General features: G+C 61.3%; 18 protein-coding genes and 1 other RNA gene. 8 read left to right on the top strand and 11 right to left on the bottom strand.

Going from position 1 to position 18,435, the window contains the following annotated elements; translation table 11 throughout:
• The first annotated feature begins 1 nt into the window (after position 1).
• The 6 genes from WC026_RS08065 to WC026_RS08040 all read left to right on the top strand — a co-directional run bounded on the left by WC026_RS08065 (position 2) and on the right by WC026_RS08040 (position 6,618).
• Complete coding sequence (locus WC026_RS08065) at positions 2 to 685, top strand: MotA/TolQ/ExbB proton channel family protein (RefSeq protein WP_372710328.1); 684 nt, start codon at positions 2 to 4, stop codon at positions 683 to 685.
• The gene (locus WC026_RS08060; protein ID WP_372710327.1) at positions 685 to 1,137 is read left to right on the top strand and encodes an ExbD/TolR family protein; all 453 of its coding nucleotides are present in this window, start codon (positions 685 to 687) and stop codon (positions 1,135 to 1,137) included. The genes WC026_RS08065 and WC026_RS08060 overlap by 1 nt, the downstream gene beginning before the upstream one ends.
• An 18-nt stretch (positions 1,138 to 1,155) precedes the next feature.
• Positions 1,156 to 1,878, top strand: a complete 723-nt coding sequence (locus tag WC026_RS08055) for an energy transducer TonB (protein WP_372710326.1) — start codon at positions 1,156 to 1,158, stop codon at positions 1,876 to 1,878.
• Between the two features lie 243 nt (positions 1,879 to 2,121).
• Positions 2,122 to 2,964: a sensor histidine kinase gene (locus WC026_RS08050; protein ID WP_372710325.1), complete on the top strand. Its 843-nt coding sequence runs from the start codon at positions 2,122 to 2,124 to the stop codon at positions 2,962 to 2,964.
• 22 nt (positions 2,965 to 2,986) lie between these two features.
• Complete coding sequence (locus WC026_RS08045; RefSeq protein ID WP_372710324.1) at positions 2,987 to 5,035, top strand: ATP-binding protein; 2,049 nt, start codon at positions 2,987 to 2,989, stop codon at positions 5,033 to 5,035.
• A gap of 137 nt (positions 5,036 to 5,172) precedes the next feature.
• Complete coding sequence (locus WC026_RS08040) at positions 5,173 to 6,618, top strand: mannose-1-phosphate guanylyltransferase/mannose-6-phosphate isomerase (RefSeq protein ID WP_372710323.1); 1,446 nt, start codon at positions 5,173 to 5,175, stop codon at positions 6,616 to 6,618.
• Between the two features lie 6 nt (positions 6,619 to 6,624).
• On the opposite strand, the gene pssA is transcribed toward WC026_RS08040, so the two are convergent.
• The 9 genes from pssA to WC026_RS07995 all read right to left on the bottom strand — a co-directional run bounded on the left by pssA (position 6,625) and on the right by WC026_RS07995 (position 15,023).
• Complete coding sequence (gene pssA, locus WC026_RS08035) at positions 6,625 to 7,569, bottom strand: CDP-diacylglycerol--serine O-phosphatidyltransferase (protein WP_372710322.1); 945 nt, start codon at positions 7,567 to 7,569, stop codon at positions 6,625 to 6,627.
• A 117-nt stretch (positions 7,570 to 7,686) separates the two neighbouring features.
• Positions 7,687 to 8,400 carry a phosphatidylserine decarboxylase gene (locus WC026_RS08030; protein WP_372710321.1) on the bottom strand — a complete coding sequence of 238 codons (714 nt, stop codon included), beginning with the start codon at positions 8,398 to 8,400 and terminating at the stop codon, positions 7,687 to 7,689.
• Positions 8,401 to 8,444: 44 nt separating this feature from the next.
• A complete protein-coding gene (locus WC026_RS08025; protein ID WP_372710320.1) occupies positions 8,445 to 9,908 on the bottom strand; it encodes a Do family serine endopeptidase in 1,464 nt (487 codons plus the stop codon).
• Between the two features lie 131 nt (positions 9,909 to 10,039).
• A complete protein-coding gene (locus WC026_RS08020; RefSeq protein WP_372710319.1) occupies positions 10,040 to 10,225 on the bottom strand; it encodes a DUF2065 domain-containing protein in 186 nt (61 codons plus the stop codon).
• Positions 10,222 to 11,133 (bottom strand): protease modulator HflC, encoded by a 912-nt coding sequence (gene hflC, locus WC026_RS08015; protein WP_372710318.1) that lies wholly within the window; start codon positions 11,131 to 11,133, stop codon positions 10,222 to 10,224. Before hflC ends, WC026_RS08020 begins: the two co-directional genes overlap by 4 nt.
• 1 nt (position 11,134) lies before the next feature.
• Positions 11,135 to 12,307, bottom strand: a complete 1,173-nt coding sequence (gene hflK / locus WC026_RS08010) for an FtsH protease activity modulator HflK (RefSeq protein ID WP_372710317.1) — start codon at positions 12,305 to 12,307, stop codon at positions 11,135 to 11,137.
• 225 nt (positions 12,308 to 12,532) lie between these two features.
• Positions 12,533 to 13,078, bottom strand: a complete 546-nt coding sequence (locus WC026_RS08005; protein ID WP_372710316.1) for a dihydrofolate reductase — start codon at positions 13,076 to 13,078, stop codon at positions 12,533 to 12,535.
• 280 nt (positions 13,079 to 13,358) lie between these two features.
• Positions 13,359 to 14,153, bottom strand: a complete 795-nt coding sequence (locus WC026_RS08000; RefSeq protein WP_372710315.1) for a thymidylate synthase — start codon at positions 14,151 to 14,153, stop codon at positions 13,359 to 13,361.
• A 48-nt stretch (positions 14,154 to 14,201) separates the two neighbouring features.
• Positions 14,202 to 15,023: a lysostaphin resistance A-like protein gene (locus WC026_RS07995; RefSeq protein ID WP_372710314.1), complete on the bottom strand. Its 822-nt coding sequence runs from the start codon at positions 15,021 to 15,023 to the stop codon at positions 14,202 to 14,204.
• Positions 15,024 to 15,076: 53 nt separating this feature from the next.
• Here WC026_RS07995 and ssrA point away from each other — a divergent pair.
• Positions 15,077 to 15,469, top strand: a transfer-messenger RNA (tmRNA) gene (gene ssrA, locus WC026_RS07990).
• Between the two features lie 89 nt (positions 15,470 to 15,558).
• A complete protein-coding gene (locus tag WC026_RS07985; protein WP_372710313.1) occupies positions 15,559 to 16,218 on the top strand; it encodes a ClpXP protease specificity-enhancing factor SspB in 660 nt (219 codons plus the stop codon).
• A gap of 63 nt (positions 16,219 to 16,281) precedes the next feature.
• On the opposite strand, the gene WC026_RS07980 is transcribed toward WC026_RS07985, so the two are convergent.
• Both WC026_RS07980 and WC026_RS07975 read right to left on the bottom strand, forming a co-directional pair.
• Positions 16,282 to 16,983 carry a class I SAM-dependent methyltransferase gene (locus WC026_RS07980; RefSeq protein WP_372710312.1) on the bottom strand — a complete coding sequence of 234 codons (702 nt, stop codon included), beginning with the start codon at positions 16,981 to 16,983 and terminating at the stop codon, positions 16,282 to 16,284.
• Between the two features lie 198 nt (positions 16,984 to 17,181).
• The coding region (locus WC026_RS07975) for a DUF1254 domain-containing protein (RefSeq protein ID WP_372710311.1) at positions 17,182 to 18,435 on the bottom strand (1,254 nt) is incomplete at its 5' end.

The raw sequence follows: 18,435 nt of genomic DNA, 5'->3' as shown, positions 1-18,435 counted from the left end.
GGTGATCGTCTTGTACTTATTGGCAGAAGAAATCGCAGGCCGTGATTTAACGATCCTCGGGCTTTTCCAGCATGCCGACATAGTCGTTAAATGCATCATCGTCGGCCTTCTTTCGGCGTCGGTGGTCTGCTGGGCGATGACGTTCGAAAAGCTGATCCGCGTCTGGCTCATCAATCGCGAGATCAAGCAACTTGAGAAAAGCAGCCAGACCGGATCCCTTCCGGCGGCGAAATCTTCCGGCCTGATCCGTGCCATCATCGATGCCGCCCGCACCGAATGGACAGAAGGCGCCCACGATGGCTCGACGGGCGAAGTTCGCGACCGTCTCGAGTTGGCGATGCGCAGCGCCACGAAACGCCAGCTGAAAGGCATCGAGCAGGGCCTGCCGTTCCTGGCGACGCTCGGATCGGCGGCTCCGTTCATCGGGCTGTTCGGCACCGTCTGGGGCATCATGAACTCGTTCACCGCGATCGCGCAGTCGAAGGACACGAGCCTCGCGGTCGTCGCCCCGGGTATCGCCGAAGCACTGTTCGCGACGGCCGTTGGCCTCGCGGCCGCAATTCCGGCGGTCATTTTCTATAACCAGATCACGGTTGCACTCGGTCGTGCATCCGATCGCGCCGCACCCGCCATCGTCGGTTTGGCGCGGTCACTATCGCGCAGCGGCGTAGAAGGTACGAACTGATGGGAATGGCGGTCGGAAACGGTTCGTCCGGCGATGACGACAACGGCTACAAGCCGCTTGCCGAAATCAACGTCACGCCGTTCGTCGATGTCATGTTGGTGCTGCTGATTATCTTCATGGTCGCGGCGCCGCTCATGGTACAGGGCGTGCCGCTGGAACTGCCGAAGACGTCGGCGACTAAGCTCGGAGCTATCAAGAAGCCGATGGTGGTTTCGCTGGCGACCGACGGCAAGCTCTACATCCGCGACGAAGAGGTCTCGGCGCAGACGCTAGTGTCGCGGCTGATGGACATCAAAGCCAGCGAGGGCGATGGCGTTGTGTATGTTCGCGCTGACAGAAAGATTGCTTACGGGGAGGTGATGGAGCTGCTGGGCAAGGTCGGGGAATCGGGTTTCTCCCGTGTCTCGCTCCTTTCGCAGCCCTCGCCTTCGGCTAAAACGGAAACGAACTAAAAGTCGCGAGCCGACGAAATGCCTTGGCTACGATTGATTGCGATTGTGTTGTCCGTGTTCATTCATGGATCAATCTGCTATGCCATGTGGCCTGCGTTCCACGAGACGAATTCCGAAGCCCTCGACATGGGATCGGGCACCGACATCGTCCTCGTCGAACAGGGGATCGCCGAAGAGGGCATTTCCAAGCTCGGCGACGCCATGGAGACGATCGAGACGGCGGAAATCGTGCCTGTGCAGGCCGCCCCGCCGCCACCTCCGGAACAAGTAAAACCCGACGAGCTTCGCGACGTCATTGCGTCCGATGAAAGCTCGGTTGTGACGGAGGTCGTCAAGACGGAGGAACCTCCGCCGATCGAGGAACCGCCCCCGCCCGAGGCCATTCAGGCGCAGTCGCAGCCGGAGCAAGTCGCGGTCGTCACGCAGCAAAGCTCGGGCGAGGCGCAGTCGGGCGGCAACGCCAAGATGCTCGGCCTCTATCTCGGTCAGATCAATGACCACGTTCAGCGCGCCAAGGTGAACCCAAGATCGTCGATCGCAGGCACCGTCATCGTGCGCTACACGATCGACGTCGACGGCAAACTCCTCTCGAAGGAAGTCGCAAAGAGTTCCGGATCGAAGGTCCTCGACGACGCGGCCACGGCAGCCCTCGATCGGGCCGCGCCTTTCCCGCCGATCCCGCCGCAGGTCAGCGTCAAGCCGCTGGCGTTTACGCAGCCGTTCAAGTTCGTCATGCGCTGAGCGACCGCTGCGCACGAACATTTACAAAATATTGCTCTCCATAAACCCTTTATTCACCTCGATTGCTAATCGTGGCCTTCCGGCGTGAATCGCCATGGCTCAAGAGCTGTTCTAATAGTGCCACTGCGCCGCGCCTTAACCTTGGATTAGGCACCCGTCCATAGATTGTTTGCTGTTATCAGCACCACGTCAGGCTGTACGATGCAATTCGGCTCCTCAGGAAATCCGAAGACGAACTCGCTAATGACCGAATACGCGTCGTTGCTGAGCGATGCCGTCTTGCGTCATCGCGCCCGCGTTGCCGAGCATTCCGCGCGGATCGAAACCGAGCTCGCAAGCAAAGTTAAGTCCGAATTCATCGCCAACATGAGCCATGAGCTGAAAACACCGCTCAATACGGTGATCGGCTTTTCGAAACTGTTGACGCAGCATCAGGATCGCCGCCTCCCGGACAAGGAGATCGTCGAATACGCGACGCTGATCCACGACGCAGCAGGTCATCTGCTTGCCGTCATCAACGACATCCTCGACATTTCCAAGCTTCAAAGCGGCAAGTTCGCGATCGACAGCCGCGAGATCAATCTGCACGACATCCTCGCCGACAGCATCGATACGTTCCATCAGCAGTCGCAAGCGGGTGAAGTCGACATCGACGTGGCGATCGCCGCCGATCTTCCGATGATCCGCGGCGACGCAGCGAAGCTGAAGCAGATCTTTACCAACGTTCTCTCGAACGCGATCAAGTTCACCCCGCCCGAAGGCACGGTTGCCGTCAAAGCGCAACGCACGGCCGACCAGGGTGCGATCATTGCTATACGCGACAGCGGCGTCGGCATGAGCCCCGATGACATCGACGTCGCGATGGCGCCGTTCGGCCAGGTTGACGGCGGCCGGTCACGATGGCGCGAAGGCGCGGGCCTCGGGCTTCCGATAGCCAAAGCGCTCGTCGAACTGCACGGCGGAGTGCTCTACATCGCGTCACAACAGAATGAAGGCACGGAAGTCGTCATCATCTTTCCAGGACGGGACACCGTTGCCGCGTCGAACGCGGCAATGATGCACGACATTAGACACTCGGCTGCCTGAAAATGCAAAAAGAAATCAGTCCATGAACAGCCAGAACGACGAACAGCGACGGGCCGCCGACACATCGATCGGCCGCATCGTTTCCGTCAACGGATCGAAGGCGATCGTGCTGCTGGATAGCGGCAGCGACGCGCGGTCTCGCGCCCTAAAAAACGGGCCCGACATGGGCACGCTGATCGCCATCGAAACGTCGAGCGCGCTCGTTCTGGCGATCGTCTCCGCGCTGAGCGTTCCGGTCCCCTCGCAGCGCGAAGGCGACGGCGAAGTTTGGATTGCCGAGATCGGCCTCGTCGGCGAACTCGTCAAATCCCTGGACGGCAAGCCACTGAAATTCAATCGCGGCGTGACCAACTATCCCGCCCTCGGCGACCGCGCCCGCCTCGCATCGAAATTAGAGCTTCAATGCGCCTTCTGCGGCGAAGCCGGTGAAACGGTTCGTGTCGGCTGCATTCGCCAGGATAGTTCTATTCCCGCGATGGTGCGCGTCGACGAGTTGCTCGGCAAGCATTTCGCGATCCTCGGAACCACGGGCACGGGCAAATCGTGCACCACAGCCCTGATCCTGCGGTCCATCCTCGAAAAACATCCCGCCGCCCACATCGTCTTGCTCGATCCTCACAATGAATACGCGACGGCCTTCACCGAATGGGCCGAGGTCATCTCGCCGCGGAACATGCACCTGCCGTACTGGCTTTTGACGTTTGAGGAAATCGTCGAAGTGCTCGTCGGCGATGGCGAACGCAAGACCGAAACCGACGTCCTCCAGGATCTCATCCCAGTCGCCAAAGCCCGCTACGCCAACAGCCGCTCCGGCGAAGGCGCGAAGCCGCGCCGCGCCTCCGACGCCAGCCGCTATACCGTCGACACGCCCGTGCCTTACCGCATATCCGAGCTCGTCGCCCTGATCGACGAGCGCATGGGCCGCCTCGAAAACAAAAGAGATCTGACGCCCTATCGCAACCTGAAGCACCGCATCGAAACGGTCTCGAAGGATATCCGCTATTCCTTCATGTTCGGCTCGCTGACCGTCTACGACAGCATGACTCAGATTCTGAGCCGCATATTCCGCGTGCCCGTCAACAACAAGCCGATCACGATCCTGGAACTCACCGGTATTCCGTCCGAGATCGTCAACGTCGTCGTGTCCGTGCTTTGCAGGCTGACGTTCGATTTCGCGCTCTGGAGCGAAGGCCAGGTCCCCGTGACGCTCGTCTGCGAGGAAGCGCATCGCTACGTTCCGGCAAACAGCGCGCTCGGCTTCGAACCGTGCAAGCGTGCCATCGCGAAGATCGCCAAGGAAGGCCGCAAATACGGCGCTTCGTTGTGCATCGTCACGCAGCGCCCCGCCGAAATCGATCCGACGATCCTGTCCCAGTGCAACACCGTCTTCGCGCTCCGCATGTCGAACGATCGCGACCAGGAGATCGTGACGTCCGCCGTTGCCGATACCGGAGCCGGCCTGCTCGAATTCCTTCCCTCGCTCGGCCAGCGCGAGGCGATCGCGTTCGGCGACGGCATGGCGCTACCCGTACGCATCAAGTTCGACGAATTGCCGCCGCACGCTCTGCCGCGTTCTTCGACCGCGCGCTTCTCTGAGAGATGGCAGAAATCGCTCGGCGACGACGGCTTCCTCGAACAGATCGTCGAGCGCTGGCGTCTCTCCGGCACCTCGTCGGGCGACAACTCCTACAACATGACCATGATGGCGGATGCGCTGAGCCTCAACCCCTCGGCCGAGGCGAGCGCCAATCCGAACGGTAGTCCGAACGGCAGCCCGAACACCAATCCGAGCGCCGCTCCGCAGGCCGCGCCGCGCCGTGAAGCCGCCCCGGCTCGCGGCAACCCCGTGCCTCCGCCTCCGGGCAACGGCCATCCGGCCTCGCGCCGGGACGCCGCCCCGCCCCAGTTTTCCCAGCCGGCAAGCCACGTCGTCCGGGGCGCGGCTCCCGCTTCGATGATGGGCGAACGCGGCACCCCGTCGGCCATGTCGCCGGCGCCCGCTCGCACGCCATCCGAGCCGCCAAGCTCGCTGCGCGCGCTCCGGGAACGGCTGATCCGCCCGCACGGTTAATCGTTATCGCTCTTCGCAATCGAGCCTTGCGCCGCCGCGTTGCGGCATCCAGAAGCGTTTATAAATCTATCAGCAGCGGCGTTGTAATATCGGCGCATCCGTGCGGCTCGGTCGGTTAAATTGGGTTGGGGCAGTCGATGAACGACATCTATCCGGTGATCTTGTCCGGTGGCTCCGGCACACGCCTGTGGCCCCTTTCGCGGTCCATGTACCCGAAACAATTCATCCGGTTCTTCAGCAACCAGAACGGCAGCTTTCTCTCCGCCGCGCTCGGACGTCTAAAGCAATCGTCGGGCTTCAAGGCTCCGATCCTTCTCTGCAACAACGACCACCGCTTTCTCATTCGCGAGGAAGTCGAGCGTTTAGGAATTGATCCCCTCGCGATCGTCCTCGAGCCCGTTGCGCGCAACACCGCGCCGGCCATCGCCGTCGCGGCCCTCGTGGCGCTGGAAGCCAGCCCCAAGGCGACGCTTGCCGTCATGCCGTCCGATCATGTCGTGAAAGATGACACGCTATTCGCGGACGCCGTCAAACGCGCCGCCGAAGTCGCGGCCACCGGCAAACTCGTTCTATTCGGGATCAAGCCGACCGAGCCGCATACCGGCTACGGATATATCAAGAAGGGCAACGCCCTTCCGGGTTTCGAAGGTCAGGCCTTCACCGTCGAATCTTTTGCGGAGAAACCGGATCGCGCCACGGCCGAAGCCTATCTCGCGGCCGGCGATCGCTTCTGGAACAGCGGCATTTTCGTATTGAATGCCAGAACCTTCTTGAACGAAATCGAACGCCTGCAGCCTGACATATTGCAAGCCGCGCGCGCCGCCCTCGCAGACGCCAAGGAAGACCTTGGCTTTCTACGCCTCGACAAGACCGCCTTCGCAACGGCGCAGAATATTTCCGTCGACTATGCCGTGATGGAAAAAACCGAAGCCGCCGCCGTCCTGCCCCTCGACGTCGGCTGGAACGACGTCGGGTCCTGGTCGTCGCTCTGGGATATCGCGCCAAGGGACAAGGCTGGCAATTTCGTCAAGGGCGACGCCATCCTCGAAGACACCTCGGACTGCTTTATTCACTCCGAAAAAGCCATCGTCTCGACCATCGGCGTCAAGGACCTCGTCATCGTCGACACACCCGATGCCTTGCTCGTCGCGGACAAGAGCCGGACGCAGGACGTTTCCAAGATCGTCCAGCGTTTGCGGAACTCAAATCGCAAGGAGCAGGAACAGCATCTCAGGAACTTCCGCCCCTGGGGCTACTTCGAGACTCTGAACATCGGCCCGCGCTTCCAGGTCAAGCTGCTACATGTGAAGCCCGGCGGCGTGCTGTCCATGCAGATGCACCATCATCGCTCCGAGCATTGGATCGTGGTGCAGGGCACCGCGCGCGTCGTCATCGGCGAGCGCGAACAGCTCGTACGCGAGAACGAGAGCGTTTACATCGTCGCCACGCAATGGCACCGCCTCGAAAACCCCGGCAAGGTGCCGGTCGAGATCATCGAGGTTCAGATCGGCTCGTATCTCGGCGAAGACGACATCCTGCGCACGGACGACATCTATCACCGCGCACCGGAAGAAACGAAATAAGCAGCTCTACTTCGGCTGATCCGGTGTTCGCAGCGTGAAGATGCGCCCCGTCGTCTTCGGCGGCTCGTCGACGGTATCCGGCTGCGGCGCGGCGCCCGCCCCCGCCTCCGAAGCTTCCGTTTCCGCGGCCGCCGCAGGCTCCGTGCCGTAGCCCTTCGCAATCTTGTCTTGGAAATTCCGCCAGCTCAGCGGAATGAATGCCAGATAGCCAAGCGTGATCGCAGTCAGCGTCTGATAGGGATACGTGAACAGCATCGCGACCACCGCAACCGCGATGACGAAGATCGGCAGCACCCATTCCCGTCCGACGCGCTCGCCCAGCAGCTTGCCGGAATAGGTCGGGATCGTCGATACCATCATGAAGGCGATGAAAAGCGTGTAGACGAGAACGACCATCAGCGCCCAATGCGCTTTGAGTTCCTCGAACCCTAACTGATAGACGTAAACCGGCAGCAGAACCACGATGGCGGCTGCGGGCGTCGGCATCCCGATAAAAAAGTTCGACTGCCATTTCGGCTTGTCGTCATCGATCGCCGAGTTGAACCGCGCCAGCCGCAACGCCGACGCGAGCGCGAAAATCATCACGCAGATCCAACCCGCACTTTTGAGATCGCCGAGCCCCCAGTTGAAAATGAGAAACGCCGGCGCAACGCCGAAGTTGACGAAATCCGCGAGGCTGTCGAGTTCGGCCCCAAAACGCGATGAGGCTTTGAGAAGCCGCGCTATGCGCCCGTCGATCCCGTCGAGACACCCCGCGAATACGATCGCCGCCAGCGCCAGATCGTAGCGGCCCTCGATCCCCATGCGGATCGAGGTCAAACCCGCGCACAGGCCGAGCAGGGTGAAGAAATTCGGCACCAGCATCCGCACCGGAACTTGTCGATAGCGGAACAGCGAACGCCGTCGGCGCCGGCGCGTTTCGGTTTCGATCCGTGGCTCTTCCATGTCCATGGCAGGCCTCCTCCAGACGCGCGCACGCAGCCGCCTGATCTACTTCGCTCAACCCTCTGCCCCAAGACCGTTAGCCCTGGAACCGCTTGAGCCGTGACCGTTTAGCCCCGAGACCCCTCAGGCAAGACGCGCCTCGCGCTCGGGCTCCGCCGATTGAAGATCGGCGAAAACCGTCTCGCCCGCAACCGCTCGTTGGCCGACATTCACAAGAGCGACCTTACCGGGTGGCAGGTAAACATCGACGCGCGACCCGAACCGGATCAGCCCGAACCGCTGCCCGGCGCCCACGGTATCCCCGATCTGCGAGAACGTCACGATCCTGCGCGCGACGAGCCCGGCGATCTGCACCACGCCGATCTCTCCGTCGGTCGCCGTGTCGATGACCAGAATACGCCGTTCATTATCTTCGCTCGCCTTATCGAGCGCCGCGTTCAGAAAGGCGCCCGGCACGTACAGCGAGCGCACGATGCGTCCGGCGACCGGCGACCGGTTGATGTGCACGTCGAAAACCGAAAGGAACGTCGAGATGCGAACGCGCTCCTCCGAGCCCATGCCGAGTTCCGCCAGCGGCGTTATTTTTTCAATCGACGAAATCTTGCCGTCCGCCGCCGACACAACGAGGCCCGGACGCAACGGCGTGACGCGCTGCGGATCGCGGAAGAAATACACGATCCACGCCGTGATTGCCGCCGCGATCCATCCGAGCGGCGGATAGATCAAAAAGAAGACCAGCGTGACGGCCGCGCCGATGGCGATGAACTTGTGTCCGTCCGGATGCACCGGCGCGAACGATTCGAAGATGGTATCGAGAATGCCGTGATGTTCGGACACGTTTGCCTCCTGGCGGCGCGATGAATTGCAAAAATCGCGCTGAATTACGAGATCGGCACGGCAACGAAGCGAAGATCGCCTTTGCCATCTTCGACCCGGAACAGCACGGCCTTGCGTCCGGCCTTCCTGACCTTGTCGACGCTCGCCGCGACGTCGCCCGGATCGCTCACCGCTTCCTGCGCCGCCTCGACGATGACGTCGCCGGATTTGATGCCCTTCTTCGCGGCCGCGCTTTGCGGGTCGATGCCTTCGACGACGACGCCTTTGATCTTCTCGTCGAGGCCGTACTTCCGCCGGAGGTCGGGCGTCAACGCCGAAAGCTTGAGACCGATGATCGCCGCTCCCGGCGTCGAACTCTCGCTGCCCGGCTGTTTGAGATCGCTGTCGGTATCGTCGCCGTCATCAAGGCGTCCGACGGTCACTTGCAGCGTCTTGCGCTGACCTTTGCGCAGAAGCTCGACATCGGCGGCTTTGCCGATCGGCGCCTGCGCCACGATCCTCGGCAGGCCGCGCATCGTCGTCACGTCCTTGTTGTCGAACTTCAGGATGACGTCGCCGGCTTCAAGTCCCGCTTTCGCGGCAGGGCTTTCCGGCGTCACGGCCGCGATCAACGCGCCGCTGTTTTCCGGTACGCCGAGCGTTTCGGCAATGTCGTCGGTCACCGTCTGGATCTTGACGCCAAGCCAGCCGCGCCGGACTTCGCCGAATTGCTTCAACTGGTCGACGACGTTCGCGACTGTGTCGGATGGAACGGCAAAACCGATACCGATCGAGCCGCCGGTCGGCGATATGATGGCCGTGTTCACGCCGATCACCTCGCCGTCCATGTTGAACAGCGGTCCACCCGAATTGCCCTTGTTGATCGCGGCATCGGTCTGCAGATAATCGTCGTAGGGGCCGGAATTGATGTCGCGGCTCTTCGCGGAAATGATGCCGAGCGAGACGGAGCCGCCGAGCCCGAACGGGTTGCCGATCGCCATCACCCAGTCGCCGACTTCGAGCGTCGCGGACGGTCCAAATTTGACGTCGGCGAGCGGCTTCTTCGGCGTCACCTTAAGCAGCGCGAGATCGGCCTTCGTATCGCGCCCGATGACCTTGTCGACCTTGAGCTTCGAGCCGTCGTGAAAATTGATCTCGATCTCCTCGGCGCCTTCGATGACGTGGTTGTTGGTGACGATCAGGCCTTCCTTGCCGTCGATCACGAAACCGGAGCCCAGCGACGAAATCTTGCGGTCCGAATGGGGCATGCCGCCGCGCTTGTTGAAAAAGTCGTCGAAGAAATCTTCGAACGGCGCACCCTTCGGCACCTTCGGAAGCGGCACGCCGCTCGGCCCCTTGACGGTCTGCGAGGTCGCGATGTTGACGACGGCGTCGACCAGCTTCTTGGCGACCGGCGCAACCGATGCCGGGCCGTTCTGAAACGCGTGAGCCGGAGACGAAAACAGCGCCATCGTCATGATCGCGCTGAGCAGCAGTCGGGGCATAAGCACGGAACCTTTTCCGGTCATCGCAGAACTCCAGTGTCCGACCCCACGCGACGCTCGGCGGGTCCTATGAGGCTTAAGTGGCGCAAGATCGAAGCATCAAAGTGACGATCGTAGCATATTGCCGGGATGGGGGGACAAGTCGGCTCCGGAGCTTATCCTCGGACGAGCCAGACGAGGAAAACGCCAAAGGCGACAGCAGCTAAAGCGGCCGCCTGGATCGGGCCGTTTCCCCGGCTGGCGATGTCCGTGACGACACGCCGCGCAGCATCCGGCGCGAGCGCCCAGAGCAGCCCTTCAAGAACAAGGGCTATTCCGAGGCCGGCCAGAAGGTCGTTCATCGCTCGGGCGTGACTGTTACAGAACCCGACTGAGCCGGCTTCACGCCGCCGTTGGGGTCCTCGAAGTAGCGGAAGAAATCGCTGCTCGGCGACAGCAACAGACGCGTGTCCTCGGGCTTGATGGCCGTCGTGTAGGCCTGCATCGACCGGTAGAAACGGAAGAAGTCGGGGTCCTGCCCGAACGCGTCCGCGAAGATGCGGCTGCGATGCGCTTCACCGTCGCCGCGGATTTCGTCCGACTTCTGCGTGGCGGTCGCCTTGATGATCGTCACCGCCTTGTCGGCATTGGCGCGGATGCGGTTGCTTTCGGCTTCGCCTTGCGCCCGGAATTCCGTCGCCTCGCGAACACGGTCGGCGCGCATGCGATCATAGACCTTGACGAGGTTCACTTTCGGCAGATCGGCGCGCTTGATGCGCACGTCAACGACTTCAAGGCCATAGTCGCGGCCTTCCTTGTTCACCTGCGCCGCGATCTCCTTCATCAGCGACTCGCGCTTGTCCTTGACGATCTCCTGCAGCGTCGCGGATCCAAGCACGCGGCGAATTTCCGACTCGATCAGCGGACCGACGACTTCCCGCACACGCTCTTCGTTGCGCACGTTCTGATAGAACTTGAGCGGGTCGGTAATGCGATAACGCGCATAGGCGTCGACGATCAAACGCTGCTGATCCGACGCCGTGACTTCCTGCTCCGTCGTATCGAGGTCGAGAATACGCTTGTCGAATTTCTCGACCGTATCGATGAACGGAACCTTCCACTTCAGGCCGGGCGTTTCAACGATCTGCTGCGTCTTGCCGAAGCGCAGTACCATCGCCTGCTCGTTCTGGTGGACGATGAACGCCGAGGCGTAGAGACCCGCTGCCGCAAGGATCAACACCGTAAGAATGAATGCGAAGAACGCGCGCATATTATTTCGATCCTTCGGCCGGTTCACGCTTCTGAAGCTGATCTAGGGGCAGATAAGGCACGACGCCCTGACCGCTCTTCTGATCGATGATGATCTTGTCGGCACCCTCGAGCACGCGCTCCTGCATCTCGAGATACAGCCGCTGCCGGGTGACGTCCGGCGCCTTCCTGTATTCCTCATAGACCTTGAGGAAGCGCGCCGCCTGACCGGTTGCCTCGGCGACCGTCTGGTCGCGATAGCCCTCGGCTCCCGCCACAATGCGATCGGCTTCGCCACGCGCTCTCGGCGTGACCTGGTCGGCGTAGGTTTGCGCCTGCTTGACCAGCGTTTCTTTCTCTTGCGCCGCCGCCGCGACTTCGCGGAACGCGCCGATGACCTCTTCCGGCGGATCGACTTCCTTGAGCTGGATCTGATCGATCTTGATGCCCGACCGATAATAGTCGAGCGTCTTCTGCATCAGCTTCTGCACGTCTTGCTGAATCTGCTGCCGGCCGCCCGTCAACAGCGGCTGCAACGCCGACTGGCCGACGACTTCGCGCATCGCGCTTTCGGCAACCTCGCGCACCGTCGTCTCGGGCTGCGCGATATTGAACAGGAATTGCTCGACGCCGGTATCGCCATTTTCGCTCTTTTCCGGGCTGATGCGCCAGAACACGACGAAGCGAACATCGACGACGCTGCCGTCGCCTGTCAGCATCAGGCCGCTGTCGCGCGCACCGAGCGTGCTGCGAGCGCTGCCGACTTCGATGGTCCGCTGCTGCGTGACTTTCGGAAGCCGTACTTCCTCGATCGGGTAGGGCAGCCGCCAATGCAGTCCCGGACCTTCCCAACGCTCATATTTGCCGAAGCGCAGGACGATGCCCTGCTCGTCCGGATTGACGCGATAGAAGAAGCCGTAGAACGCCACGCCCGCGAGCAGCAAAAGCCCGACGAGAAAAATGAAGGTCTTCGGAACGCCGCCACCGATGCCGCCCGCGCCGTTGCCCCCAGCGCCGCCGCCACCGCCGCCGCGCATGACACGGCGCATTCGGTCCTGGCCCCGGCGCAAAATCTCGTCGAGATCCGGCGGCTCCTTACCGCCGCCTGAGCCCCAAGGCCCCTGCCCCCACGGACCGCCGCCGCCGCCGCCACCACCGCCGCTGCCTTTGCCGCCGCCTTGATTACTCCAGGGCATAAATCAGGGCCTCTCTCGCATCTTGAGCTGAAATTGAAATTGCGCACCCGTCTCCCGGCTCCTCGGTGCGGCGTCGGTCGCAGGACGACATTGAGACGTGCACGCTGAAAGCCTCGGGAACGCAAAAGAAAAACAAGGTTCGGGGGAGCTTATAAGGTACGGTTCCCTCGATCGCAAATTCCCAACCCCTTGGACTATCGCAATTTGGGGCGTCGCGGCGGCGCTTCAAGGGTTTTCAGGCTCGGCCTGGTCACTCTTTTGCCGGCGTTCGTAAACGATGAGCGTCGACGCAAACTCATCACGCGGCCCCTTCGGCAAGAGTTCTTTCGCCACTTCCTGCCAAACGGCGTCCTCGAGAGCCGGAAAATACCGGTCGCCACCAACCTGCGCATGAACGCGCGTCAGATAGATGCGATCTGCAACTGGCAGCGCGGCATCGAAAACGGCGACCCCGCCGATAACCATGATCTCATCCGCCCCGCGCGTGGTTGCGAGGACGCGCGCGAGCGTCAGCGCCTCGGTGACGCTTTCGCAGGTCGAGATATCCGCAGCCTCGAACGCCGGATCGCGCGTCACGACAATGTTGTCCCGACCGTCGAGCGCCTTGCCGATCGACTGGAACGTGCGCCGCCCCATGATCATGGGCTTGCCCATCGTCAGCTTGCGGAACACCTTGAGATCGGACGAGAGCCGCCAGGGCAGCGCGCCGTCGCGGCCGATGACGCCGTTTTCCGCAACGGCGACGATCAGGGAAATGGGTAAGTCATTCATGAGGTGACCGATAGCAACGACCGGAACGAGAAGCAAATCCGCCCTCATCTTCGCGCCGCGCTTAGCCCTCCCGTTCCATCATCCTCGGCCGAGCCCAACGCACACTCATCGTCATGGCCGCGAAGGCGGCCATCCACGCGACCGTCGATACCCTCTGAGGTGTGGAACCAATGAATTCCGTGAAGCGAATTTGCCGGAGATGGCCGCCTGCGCGGCCATGACGGAAGGTAAAGGGTCTAGCGCGTCACCCGACCACGAAGCCTCACGCCCCTCACGCACTTCACACCGCCACCGGCGCTTTGATGTGAGGCCAAGGATCGTAACCTTCGAGACTAAAATCCTCATACTTGAAATCGAAGATCGATGTCACAGCCGGATTGATCTTCATCGTCGACAGCGCGCGCGGCGTGCGCGAGATCTGCAAATCGGCCTGCTCCAGATGATTGAGATAAAGATGCGCATCGCCGAACGTATGCACGAAATCGCCCGGCTCCAGCCCCGTGACCTGCGCCATCATCATCGTCAGCAGCGCATAGCTCGCGATATTGAACGGCACGCCGAGAAAAATATCCGCCGAGCGCTGATAAAGCTGGCACGAGAGCTTACCGTCCGCGACGTAGAACTGGACAAGACAATGACACGGAGCCAGCGCCATACGCGGAATATCGGCTGGATTCCACGCTGAGACGATAATGCGCCGGCTGTCCGGATTGGTCTTCAGCGTTTCGACGACCTCTTTGATCTGGTCGATCGTTTCGCCTCCGGGCGCGCTCCACGCCCGCCACTGCTTGCCGTAAACCGGACCGAGCTCGCCTTCGGGATCGGCCCACTCATCCCAGATCGAAACGTCGTGCGCCTTGAGATACTCAATGTTGGTCGCCCCGGAGAGAAACCACAAAAGCTCGACGATGATCGACTTGACGTGCAGCTTCTTCGTCGTGACCAGTGGGAACCCTTGCGCCAGGTCGAACCGCATCTGATGCCCGAACACGGATAGCGTGCCGGTCCCGGTACGGTCCGTTTTCTTCACGCCTTCGGTGCGCACACGGCGCAATAAATCGAGATATTGCTGCATGAAAAAGCCCTAACGCGATTCTGGCTCGCCTTCAGCTCCCACCCGTGACTATCCCGTCACGACCGAGCTATCCGGCGCGAACGCCAGGATCAGCACGATCATCGAGTTGTAAACACCATGACAGACGATCGGCACCAGGAGCGTGCCGGTTTTCTCGCGGACCAGCGCCAGATAAATGCCGATCAGCGTGATCGCCGCGATGCCGTAGACGGAGTAATGGGCGTGCAGAAGCGCCCACATGATCGCCGATGCCGCCGCGGCCCCCGCAATGCCGAGCGATGTCCGCCGCAGCGCCCCATAAACCAGGCCGCGAAACAGGCATTCCTCCGCGATCGGCGCGCCCAATCCAGCGGCGATCAGAACGAGCCACCACGTCCTCGCCTTCATCAGATCGGCAAATGGGCTGATGTCATGGCGGAACGCCTCCCGGTCCAAAGCAAAGACGGCGGCGCCGTAGATCAAGGCGAGCGCGATCAGCCCAAGCGTCGCGAGGACGAACGTTTTGAGCCCGCCCCGAGGAACAGTGAAGCGCAGAAAAGACCCGCCCCCGCGCGCCAAAAGCGCGTTCGCCAGAAGCACCAGCAGCACGGTCGCGAGCTGAAACGCGAAAAGCGAGACGGCAACGCGCGCCGTCAGCAGGGCTTCCGTCTCACCTGCGGCAAAAGCGCGAGGCTCGTCGAGCCGCGACCAGAGATCGAAGAGAGCCGTCCCTCCAAATCCGGCCAGCATCCCGGACACGACGATAGCGGCCGTGGCCAGCAGCACGAGCGCCACTGATTTCCACGATAAAATCGCGTCCGGAGCGGGAGCCTGTTCTTCGACCGAGACGGCCACGTGCATGCCTTTCTGCTTGGCGTTTGCAACGTTCAAACGCGGCCATCCGGTAACAGCTTTTTCACGGGCTTGCGAATGAGGTCGCCGAAACGCTTTCGTTCTGGCTCGCCAGTGACTATATCTGGAGCGCTGGCTTGCCAGCTATGGTGATAAACGCGGTCGTAATAAGCCGATCGGACCCGGGGGCGGTACCCGGCGCCTCCACCACTTTCTCGTTGGGACCTTGCGGCTCCCTTTCGGGGAGCCGGCCGCAAGGCCCGGCAATTACGGGGGCGAAATAGGATCGACGAAGGTCTAAAGGACTTAGCTTTTGCCCGGCATGATACCACCGTTATCGGGTCATACAGAATAGTTGCCAATGACAACTATGCTGAGGCCGCTCTCGCTGCGTAATGCAGTGCGAATAGCCTGAACTTGAAGCCCTTATCTTTAGCCGGATAAGGCGCGGTTCGGAGGGCACCGGGCAACAGAAGCCCTCCACTTCTCGCGGCGTGTAGGTAAACGGGCTTGACTGAGCGGCAAATCTGATTTCAGAGGTCGGTCAGAGCACGGCATTCTTGAAGGCGGAAGCATGGCAACGGAGCCATCGATCGATTACGCAAAATTGCAGCAAGAGGCGATGCGCGGCGTTGTTCGCGCGGTTCTCCAGCAAATCGTGAAATCCGGTCTTCCGGGCGAGCACCATTTCTATATCTCGTTCCTGACCCAGGCGCCGGGCGCCATCGTCTCGAAGCGGCTCAAGGAAAAATATCCGAGCGAGATGACGATCGTGCTGCAGCATCGCTTCTGGGATCTCATCGTCTCGGAAGATCGCTTCGAAGTGAAGCTGACGTTCGACGGCATTCCGGAACGGCTCGTCGTGCCGTTCTCCGCGATCAAGGTCTTCATCGACCCGAGCGTTCGCTACGGCCTGCAGTTCGACGAAGAGGTCAGCGACAATGAACCGATGCACGAGCCGCGCCACGCGCTGACGGCCGACGCGACGTACGATCAGATCGGCGAAACGGGCACCGAAGTTCCTCGCACGGCACCGAAGAAGCCGCGCGCACCGAGGAAGCCCCGCGTCGCCGACAAAGACGCAGCGTCACGCGATCCTGCAGCCTCTCTTCCTCCGTCTCCCGAGCCCGCCACGCGCGCAGGTGAAGCCGACGCGAAAGAGGACGCCGACGCGACGCCGACGCCATCCGAAGGCGCCAAAATCCTCAGCCTCGACCAGTTCCGCAAGAAATAAGCGAACGCGATCGAGCCTTGCTCGCGAATTGCCCGCCGTCCGACGTCGCGGGCTTCGCGAAAGCTAGGCGTATGCTATCCACCCCCGCCACGTGAAGGCCGCGTAGAACAGCGCGACATTCGAGAACCCGGCTTCTTCCAGGATCGCTTGATCCTGCTCCGGCGTGATCGCGAGCAGCTTGGCATCGACATTTTCGCGTGCGCTCCCCGCCAGCTTTGGATCGACCCCCGACACAACGGCAAACGCCGCATAGCGCGACAGCCACATCGCGCGAGCGCCATCTGCCTGCGGAAAGCTCGAATGCGCGGCCACGAACGGCGCGCCCGGCTTCAACCGCCGCCGAATTTCTCGCTCCGTCCGGCGACGCTCATCAGCATCGAGGAAATGCAAGGTGAGAAGACAAACGGCAGCATCGAATGCCGTCTCGGAAACATCGTCGATATAACCTTGCCGCAGCGTCACGCGCGCATTGAGCGGCCCAAGCATCCTCTCCGCGAGATTCAGCATTTCCGCTGCCGGATCGACACCGACAAACGTCCATCCCGCGTGAGCATCCGCCAGCGCCTTGAGTTCGAGCCCTCCGCCCGCACCCAGAACCAGCACGCGCGCATCGTCGGGAACGCGCTCCGCAAGAAGAATACCCGCCATGCGATGCAGATCGCTCAAGCCCGGCACGAAGCGGCGCGGTCCATCCGCGTAATTCGCGACCGCATCCGGATCAGAATACGCCTTGAGCAACCACGCGCCGTCCTTCTCAGGCTTCATCGATATCGCCTCGTTCGCCAATAAAAATATTATAATATTATAAATAACACGCGCACGCGCTAGGACAACCACCCCGCGCGACATCGCTCAGTCCCGGTGTCGCCCGAGACACAGCACGGCGCTCACGCTTGGAAAAGCCAACGGTCGCTTTCCAATGACGGAACGCCCGGCGAGCAAAAGCCGGGCGTCATTATGACTTCACTGTGCAGTTAGGGGGGCGATACCCGAACGTCGCACGACCGGCGGTGGATTCCATTTGCCAGTCAGCGCATCGGATCTCGGGGCGTAGAGGCGCATGGTCAGATTGAACGACCCTTTCGGCGCGGGAAGCCAGTTCGTTTCGCTCTCGGCACCAGGACTCTCGTTCTGAAAATAAAGATCGAGCGAGCCATCGGGATTGTACTTGAAGGGCATCCAACTACTCACCGCAAAGCGATTGAGGCTGTTGGCAACCTGGAATCCCTCGTCGTCATAGAGCGTGATGGACCAGAAGGCATTAACCGGCGGAAGCACGGCCTTGTCGAAATGGATTGTATATTTGTTGGCGCCGTCGAGTGGCTTTCCCGTGTCGTCGGCAAGGTTTGCCGGATAAATCGCGTCCTCGGGCAGGTTCGCACCGAGACCATATTGCGTAATGAGGGCGCGCTTCAGATAGTAGTTGCCGTAGACCCCCATCGTATCGGTGTTCATCGACCAGCCGTTGGCCACACGTGCAAGCGTGGGGAGCTTCCATTTTAGGAGCTGCTGCGCGTCCTGCGGAACCGCTTCAAGCGCCTTCTGAATAGCGGGATCCAATGTCGTGATATCGAAGCTCTTGCCCGGCTCGATGCCAATCCGCTGCATCTGCGCGATGATCGGTTGATCGGTGATGTGTGGAGGATGCAGCTTCAGGAGTTCGGCGGCATAAGCAAAGAATTTTCCGGCGGGCATTGCGTCGACGAGGGTTTTTGGCGGCGTTGTCACATCAACGCTTGAATCAATTTTAGCTTCAACAGGCGTCGGCGTTTTTCCCCATTCGGACAGCGGCGTGACCTTATAACCTGCCTGGATCTGGTGAACCGCATCATAATCATCCGGGCCATCCGTTTTCGTGCGTCCTATAATCCAGACGTAGGGCGTCGGCGCATCGATACGCTGAGCGTCGTGAGGAAGCTCGCCGTTCAAACCGGGCTTCCAACCCGGCGGCACGATGACAAAGTTATGAGCTTGTGTTCCGGTCGTGCGCCAGCCAGGAGAGGCAAAGACGTCCGTCCACATGTCGAGCATTGGCAACAGGTAGTATCGCCCATGCGTATCGGGCACCGAGACAACCACAGGCTCTTTCGTCAAGTCGAGCCACGCGCTCGAATAGAGCGTATCGAAATTGGGCCGGACGACAGCCCGCATATCGGCGGAAGGGTAGGCGTCTATGTTGGCGAAGGTATTCATCGGACCACCAATGGATCCTTTACC

The organism is Hyphomicrobium sp., assembly GCF_041674905.1.
In the GTDB taxonomy this organism is placed as follows: Bacteria; Pseudomonadota; Alphaproteobacteria; order Rhizobiales; family Hyphomicrobiaceae; genus Hyphomicrobium_B.
The sequence above is the reverse complement of the archived record's forward strand: the minus strand, read 5'-3'. Positions and strand labels throughout refer to the sequence as shown.

Excerpts from the sequence above, each read along its gene's own strand:
- WC026_RS08060 (WP_372710327.1), top strand. The coding sequence starts at position 685 with ATGGGAATGGCGGTCGGAAACGGTTCGTCCGGCGATGACGACAACGGC.
- WC026_RS08055 (WP_372710326.1), top strand. The coding sequence starts at position 1,156 with ATGCCTTGGCTACGATTGATTGCGATTGTGTTGTCCGTGTTCATTCAT.
- WC026_RS08050 (WP_372710325.1), top strand. The coding sequence starts at position 2,122 with ATGACCGAATACGCGTCGTTGCTGAGCGATGCCGTCTTGCGTCATCGC.
- WC026_RS08045 (WP_372710324.1), top strand. The coding sequence starts at position 2,987 with ATGAACAGCCAGAACGACGAACAGCGACGGGCCGCCGACACATCGATC.
- WC026_RS08040 (WP_372710323.1), top strand. The coding sequence starts at position 5,173 with ATGAACGACATCTATCCGGTGATCTTGTCCGGTGGCTCCGGCACACGC.
- pssA (WP_372710322.1), bottom strand. The coding sequence starts at position 7,569 with ATGGACATGGAAGAGCCACGGATCGAAACCGAAACGCGCCGGCGCCGA.
- WC026_RS08025 (WP_372710320.1), bottom strand. The coding sequence starts at position 9,908 with ATGACCGGAAAAGGTTCCGTGCTTATGCCCCGACTGCTGCTCAGCGCG.
- WC026_RS08020 (WP_372710319.1), bottom strand. The coding sequence starts at position 10,225 with ATGAACGACCTTCTGGCCGGCCTCGGAATAGCCCTTGTTCTTGAAGGG.
- hflC (WP_372710318.1), bottom strand. The coding sequence starts at position 11,133 with ATGCGCGCGTTCTTCGCATTCATTCTTACGGTGTTGATCCTTGCGGCA.
- hflK (WP_372710317.1), bottom strand. The coding sequence starts at position 12,307 with ATGCCCTGGAGTAATCAAGGCGGCGGCAAAGGCAGCGGCGGTGGTGGC.
- WC026_RS08005 (WP_372710316.1), bottom strand. The coding sequence starts at position 13,078 with ATGAATGACTTACCCATTTCCCTGATCGTCGCCGTTGCGGAAAACGGC.
- WC026_RS08000 (WP_372710315.1), bottom strand. The coding sequence starts at position 14,153 with ATGCAGCAATATCTCGATTTATTGCGCCGTGTGCGCACCGAAGGCGTG.
- WC026_RS07985 (WP_372710313.1), top strand. The coding sequence starts at position 15,559 with ATGGCAACGGAGCCATCGATCGATTACGCAAAATTGCAGCAAGAGGCG.
- WC026_RS07980 (WP_372710312.1), bottom strand. The coding sequence starts at position 16,983 with ATGAAGCCTGAGAAGGACGGCGCGTGGTTGCTCAAGGCGTATTCTGAT.